At 49.1% G+C, this 16,721-nt stretch carries 16 protein-coding genes; 3 read left to right on the top strand and 13 right to left on the bottom strand.

Annotation, left to right across the window (positions count from 1 at the left end; all coding sequences use genetic code 11):
* Positions 1-94 precede the first annotated feature (94 nt).
* The 4 genes from DCC85_RS05545 to DCC85_RS05530 all read right to left on the bottom strand — a co-directional run bounded on the left by DCC85_RS05545 (position 95) and on the right by DCC85_RS05530 (position 3,083).
* Entirely contained in the window at positions 95-391 is a 297-nt protein-coding gene (locus tag DCC85_RS05545; RefSeq protein WP_108464678.1) for a putative quinol monooxygenase, read from the bottom strand.
* Positions 392-421: 30 nt separating this feature from the next.
* On the bottom strand, positions 422-1,051 hold the full coding sequence (locus tag DCC85_RS05540; protein WP_108464677.1) for a nitroreductase family protein: 630 nt from the start codon (positions 1,049-1,051) through the stop codon (positions 422-424).
* Between the two features lie 26 nt (positions 1,052-1,077).
* The gene (locus DCC85_RS05535) at positions 1,078-1,491 is read right to left on the bottom strand and encodes a MarR family winged helix-turn-helix transcriptional regulator (protein WP_234414355.1); all 414 of its coding nucleotides are present in this window, start codon (positions 1,489-1,491) and stop codon (positions 1,078-1,080) included.
* 233 nt (positions 1,492-1,724) lie between these two features.
* Positions 1,725-3,083 carry an amino acid permease gene (locus DCC85_RS05530; RefSeq protein WP_108464675.1) on the bottom strand — a complete coding sequence of 453 codons (1,359 nt, stop codon included), beginning with the start codon at positions 3,081-3,083 and terminating at the stop codon, positions 1,725-1,727.
* A 229-nt stretch (positions 3,084-3,312) separates the two neighbouring features.
* Between DCC85_RS05530 and DCC85_RS05525 the strand changes: the two genes are divergently transcribed.
* Positions 3,313-4,443 carry a VanZ family protein gene (locus tag DCC85_RS05525; protein WP_108464674.1) on the top strand — a complete coding sequence of 377 codons (1,131 nt, stop codon included), beginning with the start codon at positions 3,313-3,315 and terminating at the stop codon, positions 4,441-4,443.
* Between the two features lie 117 nt (positions 4,444-4,560).
* Here DCC85_RS05525 and DCC85_RS05520 read toward each other — a convergent pair whose 3' ends face one another.
* The 4 genes from DCC85_RS05520 to DCC85_RS05505 all read right to left on the bottom strand — a co-directional run bounded on the left by DCC85_RS05520 (position 4,561) and on the right by DCC85_RS05505 (position 8,362).
* Complete coding sequence (locus DCC85_RS05520; RefSeq protein WP_108464673.1) at positions 4,561-5,679, bottom strand: glycerol dehydrogenase; 1,119 nt, start codon at positions 5,677-5,679, stop codon at positions 4,561-4,563.
* 76 nt (positions 5,680-5,755) lie between these two features.
* The gene (locus DCC85_RS05515; protein WP_108464672.1) at positions 5,756-6,520 is read right to left on the bottom strand and encodes an exodeoxyribonuclease III; all 765 of its coding nucleotides are present in this window, start codon (positions 6,518-6,520) and stop codon (positions 5,756-5,758) included.
* A 49-nt stretch (positions 6,521-6,569) separates the two neighbouring features.
* Positions 6,570-7,640, bottom strand: coding sequence for a HAMP domain-containing sensor histidine kinase (locus DCC85_RS05510; RefSeq protein ID WP_108464671.1), 1,071 nt, complete (start codon positions 7,638-7,640; stop codon positions 6,570-6,572).
* A complete protein-coding gene (locus DCC85_RS05505) occupies positions 7,637-8,362 on the bottom strand; it encodes a response regulator transcription factor (RefSeq protein ID WP_108464670.1) in 726 nt (241 codons plus the stop codon). The genes DCC85_RS05510 and DCC85_RS05505 overlap by 4 nt, the downstream gene beginning before the upstream one ends.
* A 176-nt stretch (positions 8,363-8,538) precedes the next feature.
* On the opposite strand from DCC85_RS05505, the gene DCC85_RS05500 reads away from it, so the two are divergent.
* Positions 8,539-10,443 (top strand): serine hydrolase domain-containing protein, encoded by a 1,905-nt coding sequence (locus DCC85_RS05500; RefSeq protein ID WP_159081795.1) that lies wholly within the window; start codon positions 8,539-8,541, stop codon positions 10,441-10,443.
* 100 nt (positions 10,444-10,543) lie between these two features.
* Here DCC85_RS05500 and DCC85_RS05495 read toward each other — a convergent pair whose 3' ends face one another.
* The gene (locus DCC85_RS05495) at positions 10,544-11,656 is read right to left on the bottom strand and encodes a DUF4179 domain-containing protein (RefSeq protein WP_108464668.1); all 1,113 of its coding nucleotides are present in this window, start codon (positions 11,654-11,656) and stop codon (positions 10,544-10,546) included.
* Positions 11,631-12,212 (bottom strand): RNA polymerase sigma factor, encoded by a 582-nt coding sequence (locus tag DCC85_RS05490; protein ID WP_108464667.1) that lies wholly within the window; start codon positions 12,210-12,212, stop codon positions 11,631-11,633. Before DCC85_RS05490 ends, DCC85_RS05495 begins: the two co-directional genes overlap by 26 nt.
* 288 nt (positions 12,213-12,500) lie before the next feature.
* Here DCC85_RS05490 and fabV point away from each other — a divergent pair, with 288 nt between their 5' ends.
* Entirely contained in the window at positions 12,501-13,691 is a 1,191-nt protein-coding gene (gene fabV / locus DCC85_RS05485; protein ID WP_108464666.1) for an enoyl-ACP reductase FabV, read from the top strand.
* A 66-nt stretch (positions 13,692-13,757) separates the two neighbouring features.
* Here fabV and DCC85_RS05480 read toward each other — a convergent pair whose 3' ends face one another.
* The 3 genes from DCC85_RS05480 to DCC85_RS05470 all read right to left on the bottom strand — a co-directional run bounded on the left by DCC85_RS05480 (position 13,758) and on the right by DCC85_RS05470 (position 16,517).
* Complete coding sequence (locus DCC85_RS05480; RefSeq protein ID WP_108464665.1) at positions 13,758-14,555, bottom strand: hypothetical protein; 798 nt, start codon at positions 14,553-14,555, stop codon at positions 13,758-13,760.
* Positions 14,556-14,586: 31 nt separating this feature from the next.
* The gene (locus DCC85_RS05475) at positions 14,587-15,003 is read right to left on the bottom strand and encodes a hypothetical protein (RefSeq protein ID WP_108464664.1); all 417 of its coding nucleotides are present in this window, start codon (positions 15,001-15,003) and stop codon (positions 14,587-14,589) included.
* Between the two features lie 233 nt (positions 15,004-15,236).
* The gene (locus DCC85_RS05470; RefSeq protein ID WP_108464663.1) at positions 15,237-16,517 is read right to left on the bottom strand and encodes a helix-turn-helix domain-containing protein; all 1,281 of its coding nucleotides are present in this window, start codon (positions 16,515-16,517) and stop codon (positions 15,237-15,239) included.
* Between the last annotated feature and the right edge of the window lie 204 nt (positions 16,518-16,721).

The raw sequence follows: 16,721 nt of genomic DNA, 5'->3' as shown, positions 1-16,721 counted from the left end.
AACTATTTTATACAGGAGACCTGCCACTTCACATAAAAAAGGCCAATCCCTCAGGGGATCAGCCTTCTCATTGTACTTATGCTATATATAGATATTAACCTTGCAGCGGTTCACCGTTAAAAGCCTTGATGTCAAGCGGTGCTGCCAAAAACTGGCCCGCCTTCGCTGTGAATGCTGTAAAATGCTCGCTGGCATTATGGCTTGCCACCGCAGCTTGGTCCTTCCAAACCTCAACCATTGTGTAGGCAAGCTCTTGATCTACACTCTTGAACAGCTGGTATGAGATATTGCCAGCCTCCTGCCGAGACGCTTGGATCAATGGAGCAATTTCCTTCAGAAAAGCTTGTTCTTGATCGGCTTGAAGTTGAAATCCTGCGTGAATAATAATCATCTTTAAATCCTCTCCTGTCCTAAAAATATATTATTTCCACTCGGCAATCTGGTCAATCGGAAGACGAACGGAACCGTATCCCTCTTCAGCCGCCTTGCCGATGCTGATCAGCATCACCGGTACATAACGGTCCTTATCCAGTCCAAAGGCTTCCGCGATTTGATCCTTCTCGTAACCGCCGATAGGATTCGTATCGTAGCCATGTGCACGTGCCGCAAGCATCAGCTGCATGGAGACAAGGCCGCTGTCGATCAATACGGTCTCTTTATTCACTACTGGATCCAGGCTCCCATAGTAAGCTGCCAATTTAGGAAGCATCGTATCCTTCACATCCTGTGGCATAAAGCCTTGCTTAACAGCCTCACCGTAAATCGTCTCTGCGTAATCAAAGCTGTTCAAGTCGCCGAACACAGCGATTACCGCCGCCGAGGTCTCCACCTGGCGCTGGTTGAACCGGGCAAGCGGAGCCAGCTTCGCCTTGCCTTCTTCACTTTCAATCACCAAGAAGCGCCATGGCTGCATATTTACCGAAGATGGGGCACGCGAAGCCTCCGCAAGAATCTCTGTCATTTCTTCACGGCTAATCTTTACCGCCGGATCATACTTTTTAATAGATCTGCGCCCAAGGGCAATCTCTCTGAAATCATTGATTTTACTCATAGTTACTCGTATTCCTCCTCTAATATTTAAACCTGGCTCAAATTGTAGTTCAGCCTCTGCATCAACCCGGAAAGCATCTGCAGCTCAGCATCGTTGAAGCCCTCGAGCATCCGGGATACAAACTGTTCCTTCTCCTGCTTGTAGCGGGCAATATTCGAGCGCCCAAACTCCGTTAACTTAACGAGGGTAATTCGGTTATCCTCCGGATTGGTTCGGCGTGTAACAGTTCCGTCAGCCTCAAGCTGCTTTAAATGACGTGTTACCGCAGCGCCGTCAATGCCAATCTCCTTCTGCAAGGAAGCCTGACTCATCTCTTCCACCAGATACAGAAGGTGGAGGATTTGCAGTCTGGACGGGCTGATGCCCGCGCATCTTTCAAACTTGGCGGCAATCTGCTTGTTGATACTAAGAAGCTGGTCAAGAATCGGACTGCCTTCCAAAGAACAAATAGGAGCTCACCTCGATTCGCAAATATAATTAAGCGCAAATCAATTGTTAGTAATTTATTGATGCATCAATTATTGACTCGTCAAATAATATATCTTATTTTCAACTCCTTTTCAAGCCCCTTATGGGTCCTATCTCTATTTTGCCCGTGTAAACAAAGAAAAGGACCGCATTCTTAGCGGCCCCTCCCTTAATGTGCATATCTCCTCTTACATGTATGTTGCCCTTATTGCTGTTCTGCATGCCTGTTTGGTCGGAATTTAAACAGAGAGCTTATAATCAGTAGAACCACAACCCCAACACAAACTGAAATGCTGATCCGGTTCTGTTCATCAAGCATGAACAACAGCGCAATAATCGCTAGGAAAAGCACTGTCAGTCCCGTGATATAAGGAAAGCCCCAGAGCCTGAAGCTAGGCTTGACCGGATATCTGCCTCGCAGCTTCAGCTGTGACAAGCAGATACACAGCCATACAAGCACAACCACAAAGCCTGGTACGGCCATCAGGATGCGAAAGAGCTGATCCTGCGCAAAGAACCCCAGCAGAGCTCCGGCTACAAGAATCCCAGCGCATAATACAAGCGTATAGGTTGGCGTCCCGCGGCTTGAAGTCTTCGCCAAAACCTTGGGCGCCTCTCCAGCAGCCGCCATAGAATACAGCATTCTAGTCGCGCCATATATACCCGAATTCGCAGCGGACAGCACCGCAGTAACCAGAATAAAATTAATGACATGAGCCGCGCCCGCAAGCCCCGTTGCTGAGAGCACCTGCACAAAAGGACTCTCCTGGCCGCTCAGCTGATTCCATGGAATTAATCCGCAGATAACAAGAATTGGAAGCGTATAGAATAAGACAACTCTCAGAATGAAGCTGCGAACCACCTTGGGGAGCACCTTCTCCGCATTCTCCGTCTCGGTGAGCGTAAGCCCAATCAGCTCTGACCCCCCGTAGGAGAAGGTTACGACGAGCAGTGCCGAGACGACGGTCGACCAGCCGTTCGGCAAAAATCCGCCATGCTCTGTGAAGTTGCGGAAGTACGGCGTATCCGAAGTAGGGATAATCCCGAACATAATACAAGCCCCAAGCACTATAAAAATAACAATCATCGCGATCTTAATACCGGCCAGCCAAAATTCCGCTTCACCGAAGCTGCCTACGCTCATCATATTAATTAGAATGATGAGCGCTGCGCAGGCCAAGCTCAGCCCCCATAGCGGCACCTCGGGGAACCAGTATTGCAGGAAGCTGCCTGCGGTAATAATCTCAATGACGCATACAGACAGCCACATGAAGCAGTACAGCCATCCGGTAATAAATGAGACGTGCTTGCCGAAGGCTTCGCGGATAAAATCTTTAATGTTCCTATTGGTATATACGGTGGCCATCTCAGCCATAGCCCCCATGACTACCAATAAGAGCAATCCGGCAAAGACATAGGAGATTACAACTCCCGGTCCGGCCAAGCCGATAGTCTCTGCGCTGCCCTTAAAGATCCCTGTGCCTATAACGCCCCCCATGGCCATAAAGCTGATATGCCTTGGCCGAAGCTTTTTTCGAAGTGATGATTCATTTGGTGTATCCATCGGTCCCCCCCCTGGTGAATATCGATTAATTGCATAATTGAATACTTAAGTATAACCCGTCTATGAAAGAAACAATATCACTTTTTTAGCTTGCTCCAAAAAAAGGAAAATAAAGTTCTGAATATTTTTTTAAACATATCTTAAACCCGGTTATATAAACAATATGTTAAGATGAAAAAGCGCTAAAAACATGCGCGGTTTATTACATATAGAAATGCAGGTGTGTACATTGCTTCAGTCTTATCTCTTTCCTATTTCTTATGCGTTCCTGACTTTTCCGATTGCAGCCCTATTCTTCACGCTGCCATTCCTGATTGTGCAGTACCGCAAATATGGCTATGTAAATAAGTTCAGGGCGTTCATTCTGTACTTGATGCTGCTCTATTTGATGAACGTTTATTATCTGGTCATGCTTCCCCTGCCGGCATCGCGACACAATATGCCGCTGCACGGCGGAGCACTGCAGCTTCTGCCGTTCAACTTTATTCAGGATATTATGAGAGAAACGTCCGTAATTCCAAGCCAGCCTTCAACCTATCTGCATCTGATCAAAGAACGAGCCTTCCTCCAGGTCGTCTTTAATATGATGCTGACCGTGCCGTTCGGTATGTTTCTGCGTTATTATTTCCGCACCGGCTGGCTGCGCTGTATTATCTTGTCCTTTGCTCTGTCCTTGTCCTTCGAAGTGACCCAGCTGACAGGGATTTATGGCATCTATGACCATCCTTACCGCGTCTTTGATGTGGACGATCTGATGTCCAATACGCTGGGGGGCATCATAGGCTTCCTGCTGGCCGAATGGTTCTCCGGGCTTCTTCCTAGAGTTGAGTCCCTGGACCACGATGTAGACGTTGCCGCCAAGCGGGTATCCTATACCCGCAGAGGCGTGGCTTTTCTCTTTGACTTTGCCGGCTGGATGATTGTGCTGGTATTCTGCCTGATTACCAAAGTCCCCTTGGCCTTCTGGGTATCCAGCGGAGTTTACTTCATGCTGATTCCCTATCTTACCCAAGGACGGACACTCGGTAAATGGCTTGTCCGCATCCAGCTTGTGGGAGAGGACGAGGATAAGCGTATCCCGCTGTCCGCTCTGTTCATTCGCTACGGGCTGCTGTACTGGCTTGTCTTCGGGTTAAACCGGCTTCTGCTGGATGCCATGCAGGTTCTCCCTATAATCGGGAAAATTCCATTCGGCCTGGGTGTGTTGATCATGGACATTTGGTTCTTCCTCTATCTGGTCAGACAAATCTTCAAGAAAGAACCTCTACTATTCTACGAGAAGATCAGTAAGACAAGGCACAGAATTTTCTGGAGACAGAGCCCGGCTTCTACTCAGGAATTGAAGCAGGGCCAAGAATAGCCGCCCCGGGTGAACCGAACAGCAGGCACATCAAAGAGGGGTGTTCTCGCCTAAAGCCAGTTCTATGGCTTGCGAGAACACCCCTCTTTATGCTTATTCGTCAGCTGCTGCCCTAGCTTAATCGATCAGACCCATTTTGCGTTTATAAGCCAGGGAATATTGATCTGCTGCCAGGATGGCATCCAGCACATCCTCTGCAGTAACGCGGAACGGGAGATTATGAGCCGTTTCGCCCTCTTTGGTCGCCGCTTCGGCAACCCGGTACAGGTCTTCGCGCGGCGTATCGCCAAGCTTGATATCCTCCAGGGTAACGGGCAGATCCAGCTTCAGATAGAAATCAATATAGCGTTCAATCTCCGCCAGTGAACGCTGCTCCAGCGCCAGCTGCACCAAAGTGCCGAAGGCTACCTTCTGGCCATGGGTCAAATGATGAATGTCCCCTTCCAGCACCGTAAAGCCGTTGTGGATGGCGTGGGCGCCCGCCAATCCGCCGCTCTCGAAGCCAAGCCCACTAAGAAGCGTATTCGCTTCGATAACGGCTTCAAGTGCCGGAGTAACCACCTTCCGCTTGACCGACTCGTAGGCTTGAAGCCCATAATCGAATAGGGTCTCCTCGCACTTCTTGGCAATAGCCTCAGCCGCTAAGGTCGGCAGTCCTCCAGCCATCGTCTTGGCCCTAGCCTCAATTACAGCCCGGCACTCGATCCAGGTTGCCATCGCATCCGCGATGCCTGAGGCCAGGAAGAGCGGAGGCGCTCCAGCAATCACCTTCGTATCCACGAGAATCAAATCGGGGTTTTTCGGGAAGAAGCTGTACGTCTCAAAGGCTCCTTCATCACTATAAATAACCGACAGCGCACTGGTAGGAGCATCCGTAGAAGCCGTTGTCGGAATAATGACACAGGCTCCGCTTAACAGCTCGTTAACGGCTTTGGCCGTATCGAGCGTCTTACCTCCGCCTACACCAATAACCATATCCACCTGCTGGCCGCGTCCTTGCTCTGCGATCCGGCTAATCTCATTCTTCGAGGCTTCCCCCTTGAATTCGGCCTTAATGGCCGTGAGTCCGGATTTCTCCAGGCTCTGTACGACCCGGTCAGCAGCAATCTTCCATACCAATTCATCGGCGATCACCAAGGCTTTGTTCCCAAACGCCTTTACATATTCACCTGTCTTATCCACCACGTTCTTGCCTTGTACATATTTGCCCGGACTCACAAAGATCTTCTCACTCAAGCTCTATCTCTCCCTTCCAAATTTGTACAACCTTCATTATACCGTTGCCGAGAAGACCGTTCAAATTTAAGCCTGCTTACGATAGGGCATCCGATACAGTAAGTACAACCGGGCAATGATCACTGCCCATGATTTGAGTATCAATCCGTGAATCCTCCAAGTTGGGCGCCAAAGCTTCAGAAGCCAGAAAATAATCAATGCGCCAGCCGATATTCCGCTCCCTGACCTTAGCCATATAAGACCACCACGTATAGGCGTCCGTCTGATCCGGATAAAAGTGGCGGAAGGTGTCGATAAAGCCTGATGCCTGCAGCTGTGTCATCTTCTCCCGCTCCTCTGCCGTGAACCCGGAGTTCCCCCGGTTGGATTTCGGATTCTTCAGATCAATCTCCTGATGAGCGACATTCATATCCCCGCAGATCATGACAGGCTTGCGTCTATCTAGGTCCACCACGTAGGAACGGAACTGGTCCTCCCACTCCAGTCTGTAGTCCAATCTCGACAGATCACGGCGGGCATTAGGCGAATACACATTGACAAGGTAAAAGCCTGCAAATTCCAGTGTAATGACCCTTCCCTCGGGGTCTTCCACTCCATCCATACCAAGACTTACCGCTATAGGCTTCTTCCGGGTGAACACGGCCGTTCCTGAGTATCCCTTCTTCTCGGCACAGTTCCAGTAAAGCTCGTAGTTCTCCCCAAGCTCCATCACAATTTGACCTTCCTGCAGCTTCGTCTCCTGAATGCAGAAGATATCTGCATCCACCTCTCTGAAATACTCATTGAACCCTTTATTAACACAAGCTCTCAAGCCGTTCACATTCCAAGATACCAGCTTCATATGTCCTCTCCCTTGATCCTTAAGTCCTTCTTGTTAAGCTTAGTTCTTCCTACAAAGTTCGTTTCAAATTGCCTTCATGATACAACACGAGCTCAAAGGAGGTTTGTCCCGGCTGATTGTTCAAACTTAGCTCTCCACCATGCAGCCTTACAATCTGCCGTGCGATGGACAAGCCAAGCCCCGTTCCTCCATCCCCTTTCCTAGACGCATCGCCGCGTACAAAGGGATCGAAAATGACTGCTTTAAGCTCATCGGAAATACCAATCCCGTTATCGATCACGGATAGGTGTACCGCCGATCCAAGGTCCTCGAGCCGGAGGGTAACCTCCGTCCCGGGGGGATTATAACGAAGGGCGTTGGACAACAGATTGGTCACGGCCCTTTGCAGCAGCTTCTCATCATAAGAAACGATCACTTCAATCGGCGGAATATCCAGCTGCAGGGTGAACTCCTTCGCCTCGAATTGCTCATAATACTCCGCCGCTGCTTCTCTCAGCAGTTCGGCTAGATCTCCAGGCACCGCATGCAAAGGGATATCCGGGCTGTCCAGCTTGGACAGATTGAATATATCATCGATTAGCCCTGTGACAAGCGTAGACTTGCTATAAATAAGCTGCAAGTATTTTCTCCGCTGTTCTTCATCGGTCACGATTCCAAGCTGCAGTGCCTGCGCATAGCCCTGGATGGTCGTAATCGGCGTCTTCAAATCATGAGAGATATCGACAAGCATTCGCTGCTTGCTCTCCTGAAGCTTCAGATTCTCGGCCTCTGCTCTTTGCAGCGTCTCTGCCATGTCATTGAAGTCCGTCTGAATCTGTAAAAATTCATGGCTTGCCTGAATATGAAGCCGTTCATGGAACCGCCCCTGCTTCATTTCACGGATGGCGCCGGCTATTTCCTCTAGCGGCCTCGTAACCCGTCTGGAGGTCCAGAGACTATAAATCCAGACATGAAGTCCGAAAACGAGGAGAAAAAACAGCAGCCACTGCAGCCGAATATCAATGGTGCCTCCCTCCACATGCACCATAAACGCCACAAAGACCAGTTCAACGATTCCCATCGTGCAGGCAAAGAACACATAGGTCTTGATGAGTCTATAAAAAAGCGAATTTTTGTTCATTCGAGCTCATTCCCTCTTGCGAATTTGTATCCTAATCCGCGAATCGTCCGGATATATACCGGCTGTCTGGCATTTTCCTCAATCTTCTCCCGCAGCCGGGAGATATGTACCATGACGGTATTGGCATCCTCATAATAAGGATCAGACCACACCTGCTCAAATAGCTGTTTCTTCGTAAATACCCTCCCCGGAGACTTCATCAGCGTCTGGATCAGCTTAAACTCAATCGCTGTCAGCGCAATCTCGCAGCCATCCTTATACAGCGCGCATTCCTCGGGATCAAGCTCCAACCGGCCGATCACCGTTCGCTCGGCCTGTTGCATCTCCTCGCCTGCAGGTGTTGATGCTTCATTGAATTCATACGTTCTTCTCAGCATGGCTTCAATGCGGGCTACGACTTCAAGCGGATTGAAGGGCTTGGCTATGAAATCATCGGCACCTAATTGCAGGCCCAGGATTTTATCACTGTCCTGATTTTTGGCAGAGAGGATGATGACCGGCATCTTATGCTCGGTCCGCAGCAGCTTGAGCAGCTGAATTCCATCCAGTTCAGGCATCATCAGATCAATCACAGCCAGGTCCACCTGCTGCCCTTCAATAGCTCGCCAAGCCTCCGTGCCGTTATAAGCTTCTATGATCTTATAATCTCCCTTTTCCAGGAACAGCCTTAGCAGCTCAACAATGTCCCGGTCATCATCTACCAACAATATCGTTTTAGGCATATGTATCTCCCCCTAGCCCTACCTTTATTTCCCCAGCATTTTCTATCTATTTTAACATTACTTCTTGTATTACTTACTTACTTAAGATGAATTTAAGATTCGCGGCAGGGTCATGTAAGAGAGGAATTATATGATGAATGGTAAATTGCGAAAGAGAAATTGAGGAGGTTACATTTGTGCGAAAATTACTCTATGGCTTGCTATCGGCGCTGTCCTGCTGCCTTGTCTTTACAGCCATATATCCAGCTGCAGCCCGTGCAGCTTCTATTCCCCCGGCTTCAAGCCAGCAATCTCTTACCAGCCATCTGGAAGAGATCATTAATCCGATTATGCAAGAAGAAATAGACCGGCGCCATGTTCCAGGAGCGGCAGTCGTCATTACTCAAGGGGATCAAATCATCTTTAGCAAGGGATATGGCTATGCAGACCTGAAGCGAAAAACTCCCGTCAGTCCCGGCAAGACCATCATGCGGATTGGCTCCTTGACCAAGACGGTGACCGCCACGGCTGCGATGCAGCTGGTAGAACAAGGGAAGCTGACCCTGCATGACGATGTCAACACTTTTTTAAAGGATTATAAAGTCCCTTCTTATGGTAAGAACCCGATCACACTTCATCACCTGCTGACCCATACGGCAGGCCTGGATGAATCCATCTATCAAATCCATGCCCTCTCGCCAGAGCACAGCATTCCGGCCAGCCAATATCTGCGCCAATTCTTCGATCAGCAGCCGCCGATTCGAGAGCCCGGCAAGGAATATGCCTACAGCAATGCAGGTCTTGGGCTGGTAGGCAATCTAATCGAGCAGCGGACAGGGATGGAGCTAAGCGAATATATGAAACAGCACTTGTTCAATCCCTTGAACATGCCAAGTGCGAGGCTGGTTGTGCCTAAGGATAACCCTGACATGGCAAAATCCTATGCGTATTCAGATGGCCAGTATACAGAGATTCCCTACTCCTACTTGAATATTCCCGGAGCAGGTGGAATCAGTGTCATTCCCGAGGAGCTAGCACATTTCATGATCTCCCAGATAAATCAGGGAAGCTATCAAGGGAAGAGCATCCTTCAGCCATCTACTGTAGATACCATGCAGAAACAGCAGTTTGTTGAACAACCCCAAATGAACGGGCTGGGCTACGGATGGTACCGAAACAAGCTGGCAGACGGAGTCGCATTATCTCACACAGGAAATGTGGACGGCTTCAGCGCTAAGATGGAGCTAATTCCTTCTCATAAGCTTGGGATATTGGTCATTAGTAATGCAGAAACAAGCGGCAAGCAAGGGTATGACAAAGTTACGGATGGCGTAATTCAGCTATTTGGAGATAAGCCGGAGGCCGTAAAGCCAATCCAGCTGTCTCAAGCGCAGCTGCAAATCTACGAGCGTAAGTACACATTTGCGGCTTCACCGAAGCAGGGATGGGGCAAATGGTTATACTTTTTGGGTGGACGAAATTTTGATGTAAAGGCAGCGGCAGGGAAGCTGATTCTAAAGGGCGTGTTCCCAGATGGCACAGGAGAGACACAAGAGAAGAATTACCTTCCTATTGCGGAAGGGCTGTTTCAGGAGGAAAGCGGCGGGGAAAAGCTGTGGTTCCATAAAGAGGGCGGCAGCTGGCAGATGACCTTGGATCAGGAAATCACGATGAATGAAGAGCCTGGGTTCTGGCATCGTCCTTCCACCCTGCTTGTCTTGTTTGCCGGACCAGGTTTGTTATTCGTCGCGTTGCTTCTCATAGGGTTATTTCGGTACATCTTCCGGTTATTTCGCAAAGCCAAGAAGCCCATTTCGTGGCATATTGCTGCAATCTCTATGCTCATGTCCGTCTTCTTAGTCATCCAACTCATGTACGGAATTTCAGAGATCACTTACGGATATCCGCTCTGGTATGTCTGGGGCGTGTCTTTGCTTCCTGTAGTCGCTTCAATCATAGCCGTTCATCTCCTCTGGAAAATCGGCCGCCGGCCAACCGGCGGTAAGCTTGCCGTTATGGGCAAATGCTCGATCGCAGTGATCTGTCTAGTCTATACAGGATATTTGTATTATTGGAATATGCTGTCCATTCACTATTCATAGACTTTATAGCTACTCATAAAGCACAAATCCCCTGTGCCAGGATAACATCCTGACATAGGGGATTGTCTTTCTGTGCTGTGATCCTTGGGAGCCCTCTTGATTATTGCAGAGGAACGGTAAGCTCCAGATCTTTGAGATAAGTCTTCTTGCCATCTTCTTTTGGCAAGCCCAATTCCTTATTGAAGCCCGCATCTTTAACCATAGTTTCCGTATATGGCTTAATCGTAATGGATTTAGCGCCTTCTTTGACGGCACTGAACACCAATTCGTCATGATGCTTAGTATCCGTTCCGGCAATTTTAACCCCTTGCAATGACGACTGAAGTACATTTCCTTGGTCATCAACAATTTCATAGCGCAGCTGCGAAGGCGCGTATTTACCTGTTTGTTCAGCACTGGCAGGTACTACCCCTTCCCCGTCAATAACCAGCCGAGTTGAAGCGGGGGAGAGCGTAAGCTCCTTCACTGTATAGCTGTAACCGCTGCCGCTGATGCTTGCTTCCGGCTTCAGCGCCTTCTGAACTGCCAATTTTTTCACTGGAATCTTGAAGGTAAACGGTTCAGCCACACCGGATACCTTGGTCTCAAAGGTAAGCTCGAAGGAATCAGGCAGGGATGCTACATCCTTCACAGCATCAAACATTACAACGTTATCGAAGTTTGGAACTTCTCCAAAGGCCCCAAACAGCCGTTTTGTCTCTCCATTGACCTTCAAGTCTGGGAGACCCAAGTAGCCCTTTTCCTTCGGATTTTGTTCACCGGAAACAAGTCCTATGCCCTCAACACCTTGACGCTCCAGGGCAACAGAAAGACGTGAGCCGTCGAACAGAACCTCTTTCACCTTCAAGGTAACCCCATCATGAGTTATTGTAAGATCAGGTGCTGTAGTTAAGCCTTTCTTAACAGCTTCGTTCAAGCTCTTGTCTGGAAGCTTGTCAAATACACTGCCTACGACAGGCAGGTGCTTCAGGGTATCCGCCATAGCTGGGGATACAAACCCGCTGCCAATCACACCTCCACCCATAATAGCTACTGCAGCAGCAGCCACCAACGTTTTCTTCATAAACTTATTTTTCTTTTGTACCATTTCATTCACTCCGATCTTATTCATAATTTGTTTGCTATAGCTTTCTTGCGGCATATCCATGTCCAAAATCGCTTTCCTGATCCGGGCCAGCTTCAAGGATTCAGCCTGGTTTGACGACTTGTCCATGTTTCATTCCTCCCTCAGTGTTTTTTTGCTGGATCAGCTTCTTGCGAAGCCGCTCATATTTCTTGCGCAGCGTGGCAGGCTTTACGTCCATAATCTGGCCAATCTCTTCAAAGCTGTATTGTTCAACCACCTTAAGCAGCAGAAGATTTCTCTCCTCCGTGTTCAACTGATTCAGCATTTGGTCTATATCTGGGTTCGTATCCTTCACGTACTGCGCAGGCTGCTGTTCCTTGTAGTGCAGAATGAGGCGCTGCCAGCGGCTCTGCTTCCTAATCCGATCCAAGCACTGATGGTAGGCCACCTTGTGCAGCCATGCGGAAAATGACACCTGTCGCTGGTAAAGCTGAATGTCCTGATAAACCTTGATAAAGACATCCTGAACTGCATCCTCTGCCTCTTCCCTGCTCTTCAGAATACAATAGCAGTACCTGTATATTTGTTTCTCAAAGGCATGGATTAGAATTTCAAATGACTGCGTACTTCCTGCCTTCACTTGGTCGACAATGAACTCAATATACTCTTTGTCTCGTTCCTCCCCGGGGTAGGTCGGTTTCAAGGAATCACCTCCTGTCGTCCGTTTATATACATGTAACGCTATGAACCACCCGATTTGTGACATCCGCCTACAAAAGCTTTTTCCAAGGCATGTTAGAAGGCGGGATGTGGTCAAGCTCTTTTTTATGTATAATGGCTAAGGAGCCGCACCAAACCACGGCTCTACTTGGAATGCCTTGAAGGCTACAATCTTTTCGTTTTCGGAAAAATAGGTAAAATAGAAATAGGTCATTTCAAATTTAAAAAGAGATCACGTCTGAATGGGATGTAAGGAAAGGAACTCACAAATATGATTATAAAACCAAGAACCCGCGGGTTCATCTGTACCACGGCTCATCCGACAGGCTGTGCCCGCCAAGTAGAACAGCAAATTGAATATGTTACCGCCCAAGCAGCGCTTCAAGGCCCGCGCAATGTGCTGGTCATCGGCGCTTCCACCGGGTACGGCCTTGCTTCCCGCATCGTAGCCGCTTTTGGAGCCCGAGCGAACACCGTAGGTGTCTATCGCCCGAGCACCGCTGCGGGAACAAGAACCGCTTCAGCCGGTTGGTACAACTCGGCTGCCTTTGAGAAGGCCGCACAGGAGGCTGGCCTCAAGTCGTTCAGCGTCACGGGAGATGCCTTCTCGGATGAGACCAAGGCGAAGACTGCTGAACTAATCCGCAAGGAGCTTGGCCAGGTTGACCTGGTCATTTACAGCGTCGCTTCGGCGCGGCGGACCGATCCGAAGACAGGACGGACCTATAACTCCGTTCTGAAGCCGATCGGACCTGCTTACACGAACAAAACCGTGAATTTCCACACAGGTGAGATCAGCACCGTTACGCTGGAATCAGCTACCGAGCAGGAAATTCAAGAGACCGTGGCCGTAATGGGCGGCGACGACTGGAAGCAGTGGATCGATGTGCTGCGTCAGGCAGGCGCCCTTGCCGAAAATGCCACGACCGTCGCTTATTCCTATATCGGTTCACAAATTACGCAGCCGATCTACCGGGAAGGCACTATCGGCCAAGCGAAGGACCATCTGGAAGCAACCGCACAGGCCCTGAGCCAGGAGCTGTCCTCCGGCGGAGGACGTGCCTACGTGGTGGTAAGCAAAGCGCTCGTCACCCAGTCCAGCTCGGCTATTCCGGTCGTCCCGCTTTATATGTCCGCTCTCTATAAAGTGATGAAGGAGAAAGGGATTCACGAGGGTACGATTGAACAGATGTACCGTCTGTTCTCTGAACGTCTGTATACCGCCGGTAATGTTCCTGTGGATGAGAAGGGTCGTATTCGTATCGATGACTGGGAAATGCGCGAGGATGTTCAAGCCGAGGTTTCAAAAATATGGGATGAAATTACATCCGATAACATCTATGATCTGACCGATTTGGAAGGCTTCCGGCGCGAATTCTTCCAGCTATTCGGATTCGAGATGAACGGCGTAGATTACGAAGCCGACGTTGATCCGGGCGTTGAAGTACCTAATGTAAAATAAACTTAAATAAGGTCGGAAAAGGGGGCTGCTGCCCGCTTCTTCCGGCCTTTTATTCTATCTAATTATTCAAGCTGAGCCAAATGCCTGACGGATGGCCTGTTCATCAGCTTGAAGCGCAAAGGCCACCTTCGAGGGGTCCTCCTTAGAATAGAACACCTGGATCACTTGTCCCGGCTGTACCTTTGGCAACATGGAAGCAGCCAGTTCCTTCTGCGTGTTCACCCGGAAAGTAGCCCCATCAGGTCCAGTAATCTCTAGTTCAACGCTTAGCTTAACCCGATCTTCACCCGCGCTGCCGAGCGGGGTTATCCCTATAATCTTGGCATATGCCTTCTGCCCGGATGCTGCCAGCTTCATCATTTCCGAAGAGGCCCCTTGCTTCACCATCTGTTCGTTCATCATGGACTGCAGCTGCTCTAAAGATAATTGACTGTTCAGGTCAAGGCCGATCCTGCGATTATTCTTCTCCGAGACGATCAGCGGTACCATGCTCCCAGGCTGGAATTCCGCCAGCGATGTCAGCGGAATAACGGTGGTGAGCTCAGCCGGATATTTCTCCTCCCCAGGTTTCGTTACCATGAATCTCAGCTTAACCTCAGGCTGGCCATTGATTTGGGTTCCCGTCTGCTGCACCTCAGTGATCACCCCTACGGCAGACTGTCCCTTTGTGACACGGCCTGCACCGAAAATGCTAAACAGAATCGTCGGCACAAAAATCAAGGCAATACCGGTATACAGCAGAGGTCTAAACCAAGCGGAATCCATAGCCAAGAAAGGATCATCCCACAGCCAGTTGGCAAGCATAGGTGAGAATCCTGTGCCAAATACCAGCAGTAACCCTATGGTTGTCAATAACTTTCGCATCTTTAATATCATTCCTTTCTACGCCTTAGGATTATGATGAGAGTAACCCCATATAGATGAGTTCGGCAGGATTTGCCGGATGCTGCCCCAGGCCTACACGATCTCCGGGACGAGGAATCTGCATCTTAGAAACCAATGTCTCCATGCTCTTCTGATATTGGGTTCCTTCCTGCTCGGTCACCTGCAGCACTAGAATTACAATCGGATCGAAATTCACCAGCTTGCCGGTATCCGTTATAGATATTACAATTCCCGTTGCCGTTATCGGTAGGCCTCCCGCTTCGGCCAGCTGGGCATTTTTTGCAGAAGCCAAGCTTTGATTCATCCGATCCCGCTGCTCCTTCGGAATGAATCCCTTCATCAACATGCCTGTAAGTCCTTTATTCATCAGTTGATCCGCCTGATCCAGTGCGTTGTCCGATTTGTTCTTCTTACCGAATAAGCCCATGTCTATCGCTCCCTTTGCCAATTATTCTTGCTGATTTAAGTATATCTGCGGCGCTAGAAGGGCAGCAATAGATCTGGCAGCATACAATAGACTCGGACTTTTCCCCCTTTAAAGCATGTTAAAAACAACATTATTCCGGCGATTCCCCTGAAGAGTACAATACAAATTCCGAAAATCGGCTACTCTGTTTCTCTATATGAGCACCATTTTGCAGCTTCCTGGTGATCCAAAGACTACTTTTTCCTTAAAAGATAGACCAGCTTGCGGTAATAGCTGCTTGATTCTTTATATTTCCGCTGATCCTCCGAGACCATTGCCAATGTCTCATACAGCTGCTCAAGCCGGATGGCCTGCTGGGTATCTTCGAAATAAGGCAGACACTCCAGCGCATGCTGTGTAAAGCTCACTGTATCCCCTTGGGACAAGGCCAACTGACTCTTATAAAAGGTACAGGCCATTCGCTGGTCTGTTGTCAGCACATCCTGCTTCAGCTGCTCAACTCGCTGTAACAGCTCCACCCAATCCTTCCGCATAAAGGCAACCTCACAGCGGTATAGCTGGGTTACTGGTCTCAACATTTCACTGACTTCTTCAGCCTCTCTGTCCACCATACTCTCGAATCTGGCAATCTCTTCAAGCGCCTGATCCAGTTCTCCCATCAGAGTCAGCATCACAATCCGATTATTCATAATCGCCGTCAGCAAATCGCCTTGCCGCTGCGCATAAACAAGGTTCGCTTCAGCCATAGCGAGCGCAGATAGCGCCTCCTGGGTTAAACCCATCGTGTAGCAGTAACCGCTATAGGCTACATAAAGACCGGATAAGCGGTGGAACAGCCTGTTCTCATAGACCAGCTTCATCGTATCCTCGAACACCTGCTTCGCCTGCTCATATTCCTTGATGTAGATATAAGCCTCCATGCGCAGATTTTGCACGGTCAGCCAAACCTCTGTTCCGGGTGGCAGCAAGCTATGCAGGCGTGTCACATGAATCTGCACGTCGAAGTACATATGCTTGGATCTGAAATACTGGACCTTATATAGCAGCAGCGCCTTTTGAAGCGGAAGAGGCAAGTCAATTTCGTCTGGACGGCCGTATTTGTCCAGGTAGTAATTTAAATAAGAAGTATGTAAATAGTCATAAGCCGTTCTATCATTCAGCTGTTGATAATAAATGGCCTTCATCAATGCCGTCGTCAGCTCGACCACCAGTGCATCATCCCGGTCAGGCAGAGCATGAACCTCCGATTCAGCGATAGAGCTGGCGCCATCTGCTAATTGATTGAAGATCTGATCTGCCCGCTGCAGCACCTCCTCACGGCATGATGCGGTGTTCAGCAAATACTCCGGCGTTACGCCAAGTCGCTTTGCGATACGCTCCGCCAAATCTTCCGCGAGGGGGTACCGGTCAGCAAGGATGTTGGCAAAGTGAGCGGGGGTCACAAGGCCCTCCACCAATTCCTTGCGGGTGATATTTTTCTTTTTGCACAAGTAATCGATCCGCTCTTTAAGCATGAGTTCCTCCCCTTTCTATGGGAATATCATACACTATCAAATTCATTAACATGATTTTATTTGTCTAGATGTCGTATCCTTTTGTTCTGTTTTATCCTATATGAAATGGGCCGAGCATTAAAAAAATCACAGAAATCCCTCCCACTCTACTGTATTCTTCAAATATTCAAACTTTCAGAGATATAAATAATCAAATGAAAAGAG

This window comes from Paenibacillus sp. CAA11, assembly GCF_003060825.1.
Classification (GTDB): Bacteria; Bacillota; Bacilli; order Paenibacillales; family Paenibacillaceae; genus Fontibacillus.
Note: the sequence above shows the minus strand (reverse complement) of the source record. Positions and strands in the feature narration are given on the sequence as shown.

Excerpts from the sequence above, each read along its gene's own strand:
- DCC85_RS05545 (WP_108464678.1), bottom strand. The coding sequence starts at position 391 with ATGATTATTATTCACGCAGGATTTCAACTTCAAGCCGATCAAGAACAA.
- DCC85_RS05540 (WP_108464677.1), bottom strand. The coding sequence starts at position 1,051 with ATGAGTAAAATCAATGATTTCAGAGAGATTGCCCTTGGGCGCAGATCT.
- DCC85_RS05530 (WP_108464675.1), bottom strand. The coding sequence starts at position 3,083 with ATGGATACACCAAATGAATCATCACTTCGAAAAAAGCTTCGGCCAAGG.
- DCC85_RS05515 (WP_108464672.1), bottom strand. The coding sequence starts at position 6,520 with ATGAAGCTGGTATCTTGGAATGTGAACGGCTTGAGAGCTTGTGTTAAT.
- DCC85_RS05510 (WP_108464671.1), bottom strand. The coding sequence starts at position 7,640 with ATGAACAAAAATTCGCTTTTTTATAGACTCATCAAGACCTATGTGTTC.
- DCC85_RS05505 (WP_108464670.1), bottom strand. The coding sequence starts at position 8,362 with ATGCCTAAAACGATATTGTTGGTAGATGATGACCGGGACATTGTTGAG.
- DCC85_RS05495 (WP_108464668.1), bottom strand. The coding sequence starts at position 11,656 with ATGGACAAGTCGTCAAACCAGGCTGAATCCTTGAAGCTGGCCCGGATC.
- fabV (WP_108464666.1), top strand. The coding sequence starts at position 12,501 with ATGATTATAAAACCAAGAACCCGCGGGTTCATCTGTACCACGGCTCAT.
- DCC85_RS05480 (WP_108464665.1), bottom strand. The coding sequence starts at position 14,555 with ATGCGAAAGTTATTGACAACCATAGGGTTACTGCTGGTATTTGGCACA.
- DCC85_RS05475 (WP_108464664.1), bottom strand. The coding sequence starts at position 15,003 with ATGGGCTTATTCGGTAAGAAGAACAAATCGGACAACGCACTGGATCAG.
- DCC85_RS05470 (WP_108464663.1), bottom strand. The coding sequence starts at position 16,517 with ATGCTTAAAGAGCGGATCGATTACTTGTGCAAAAAGAAAAATATCACC.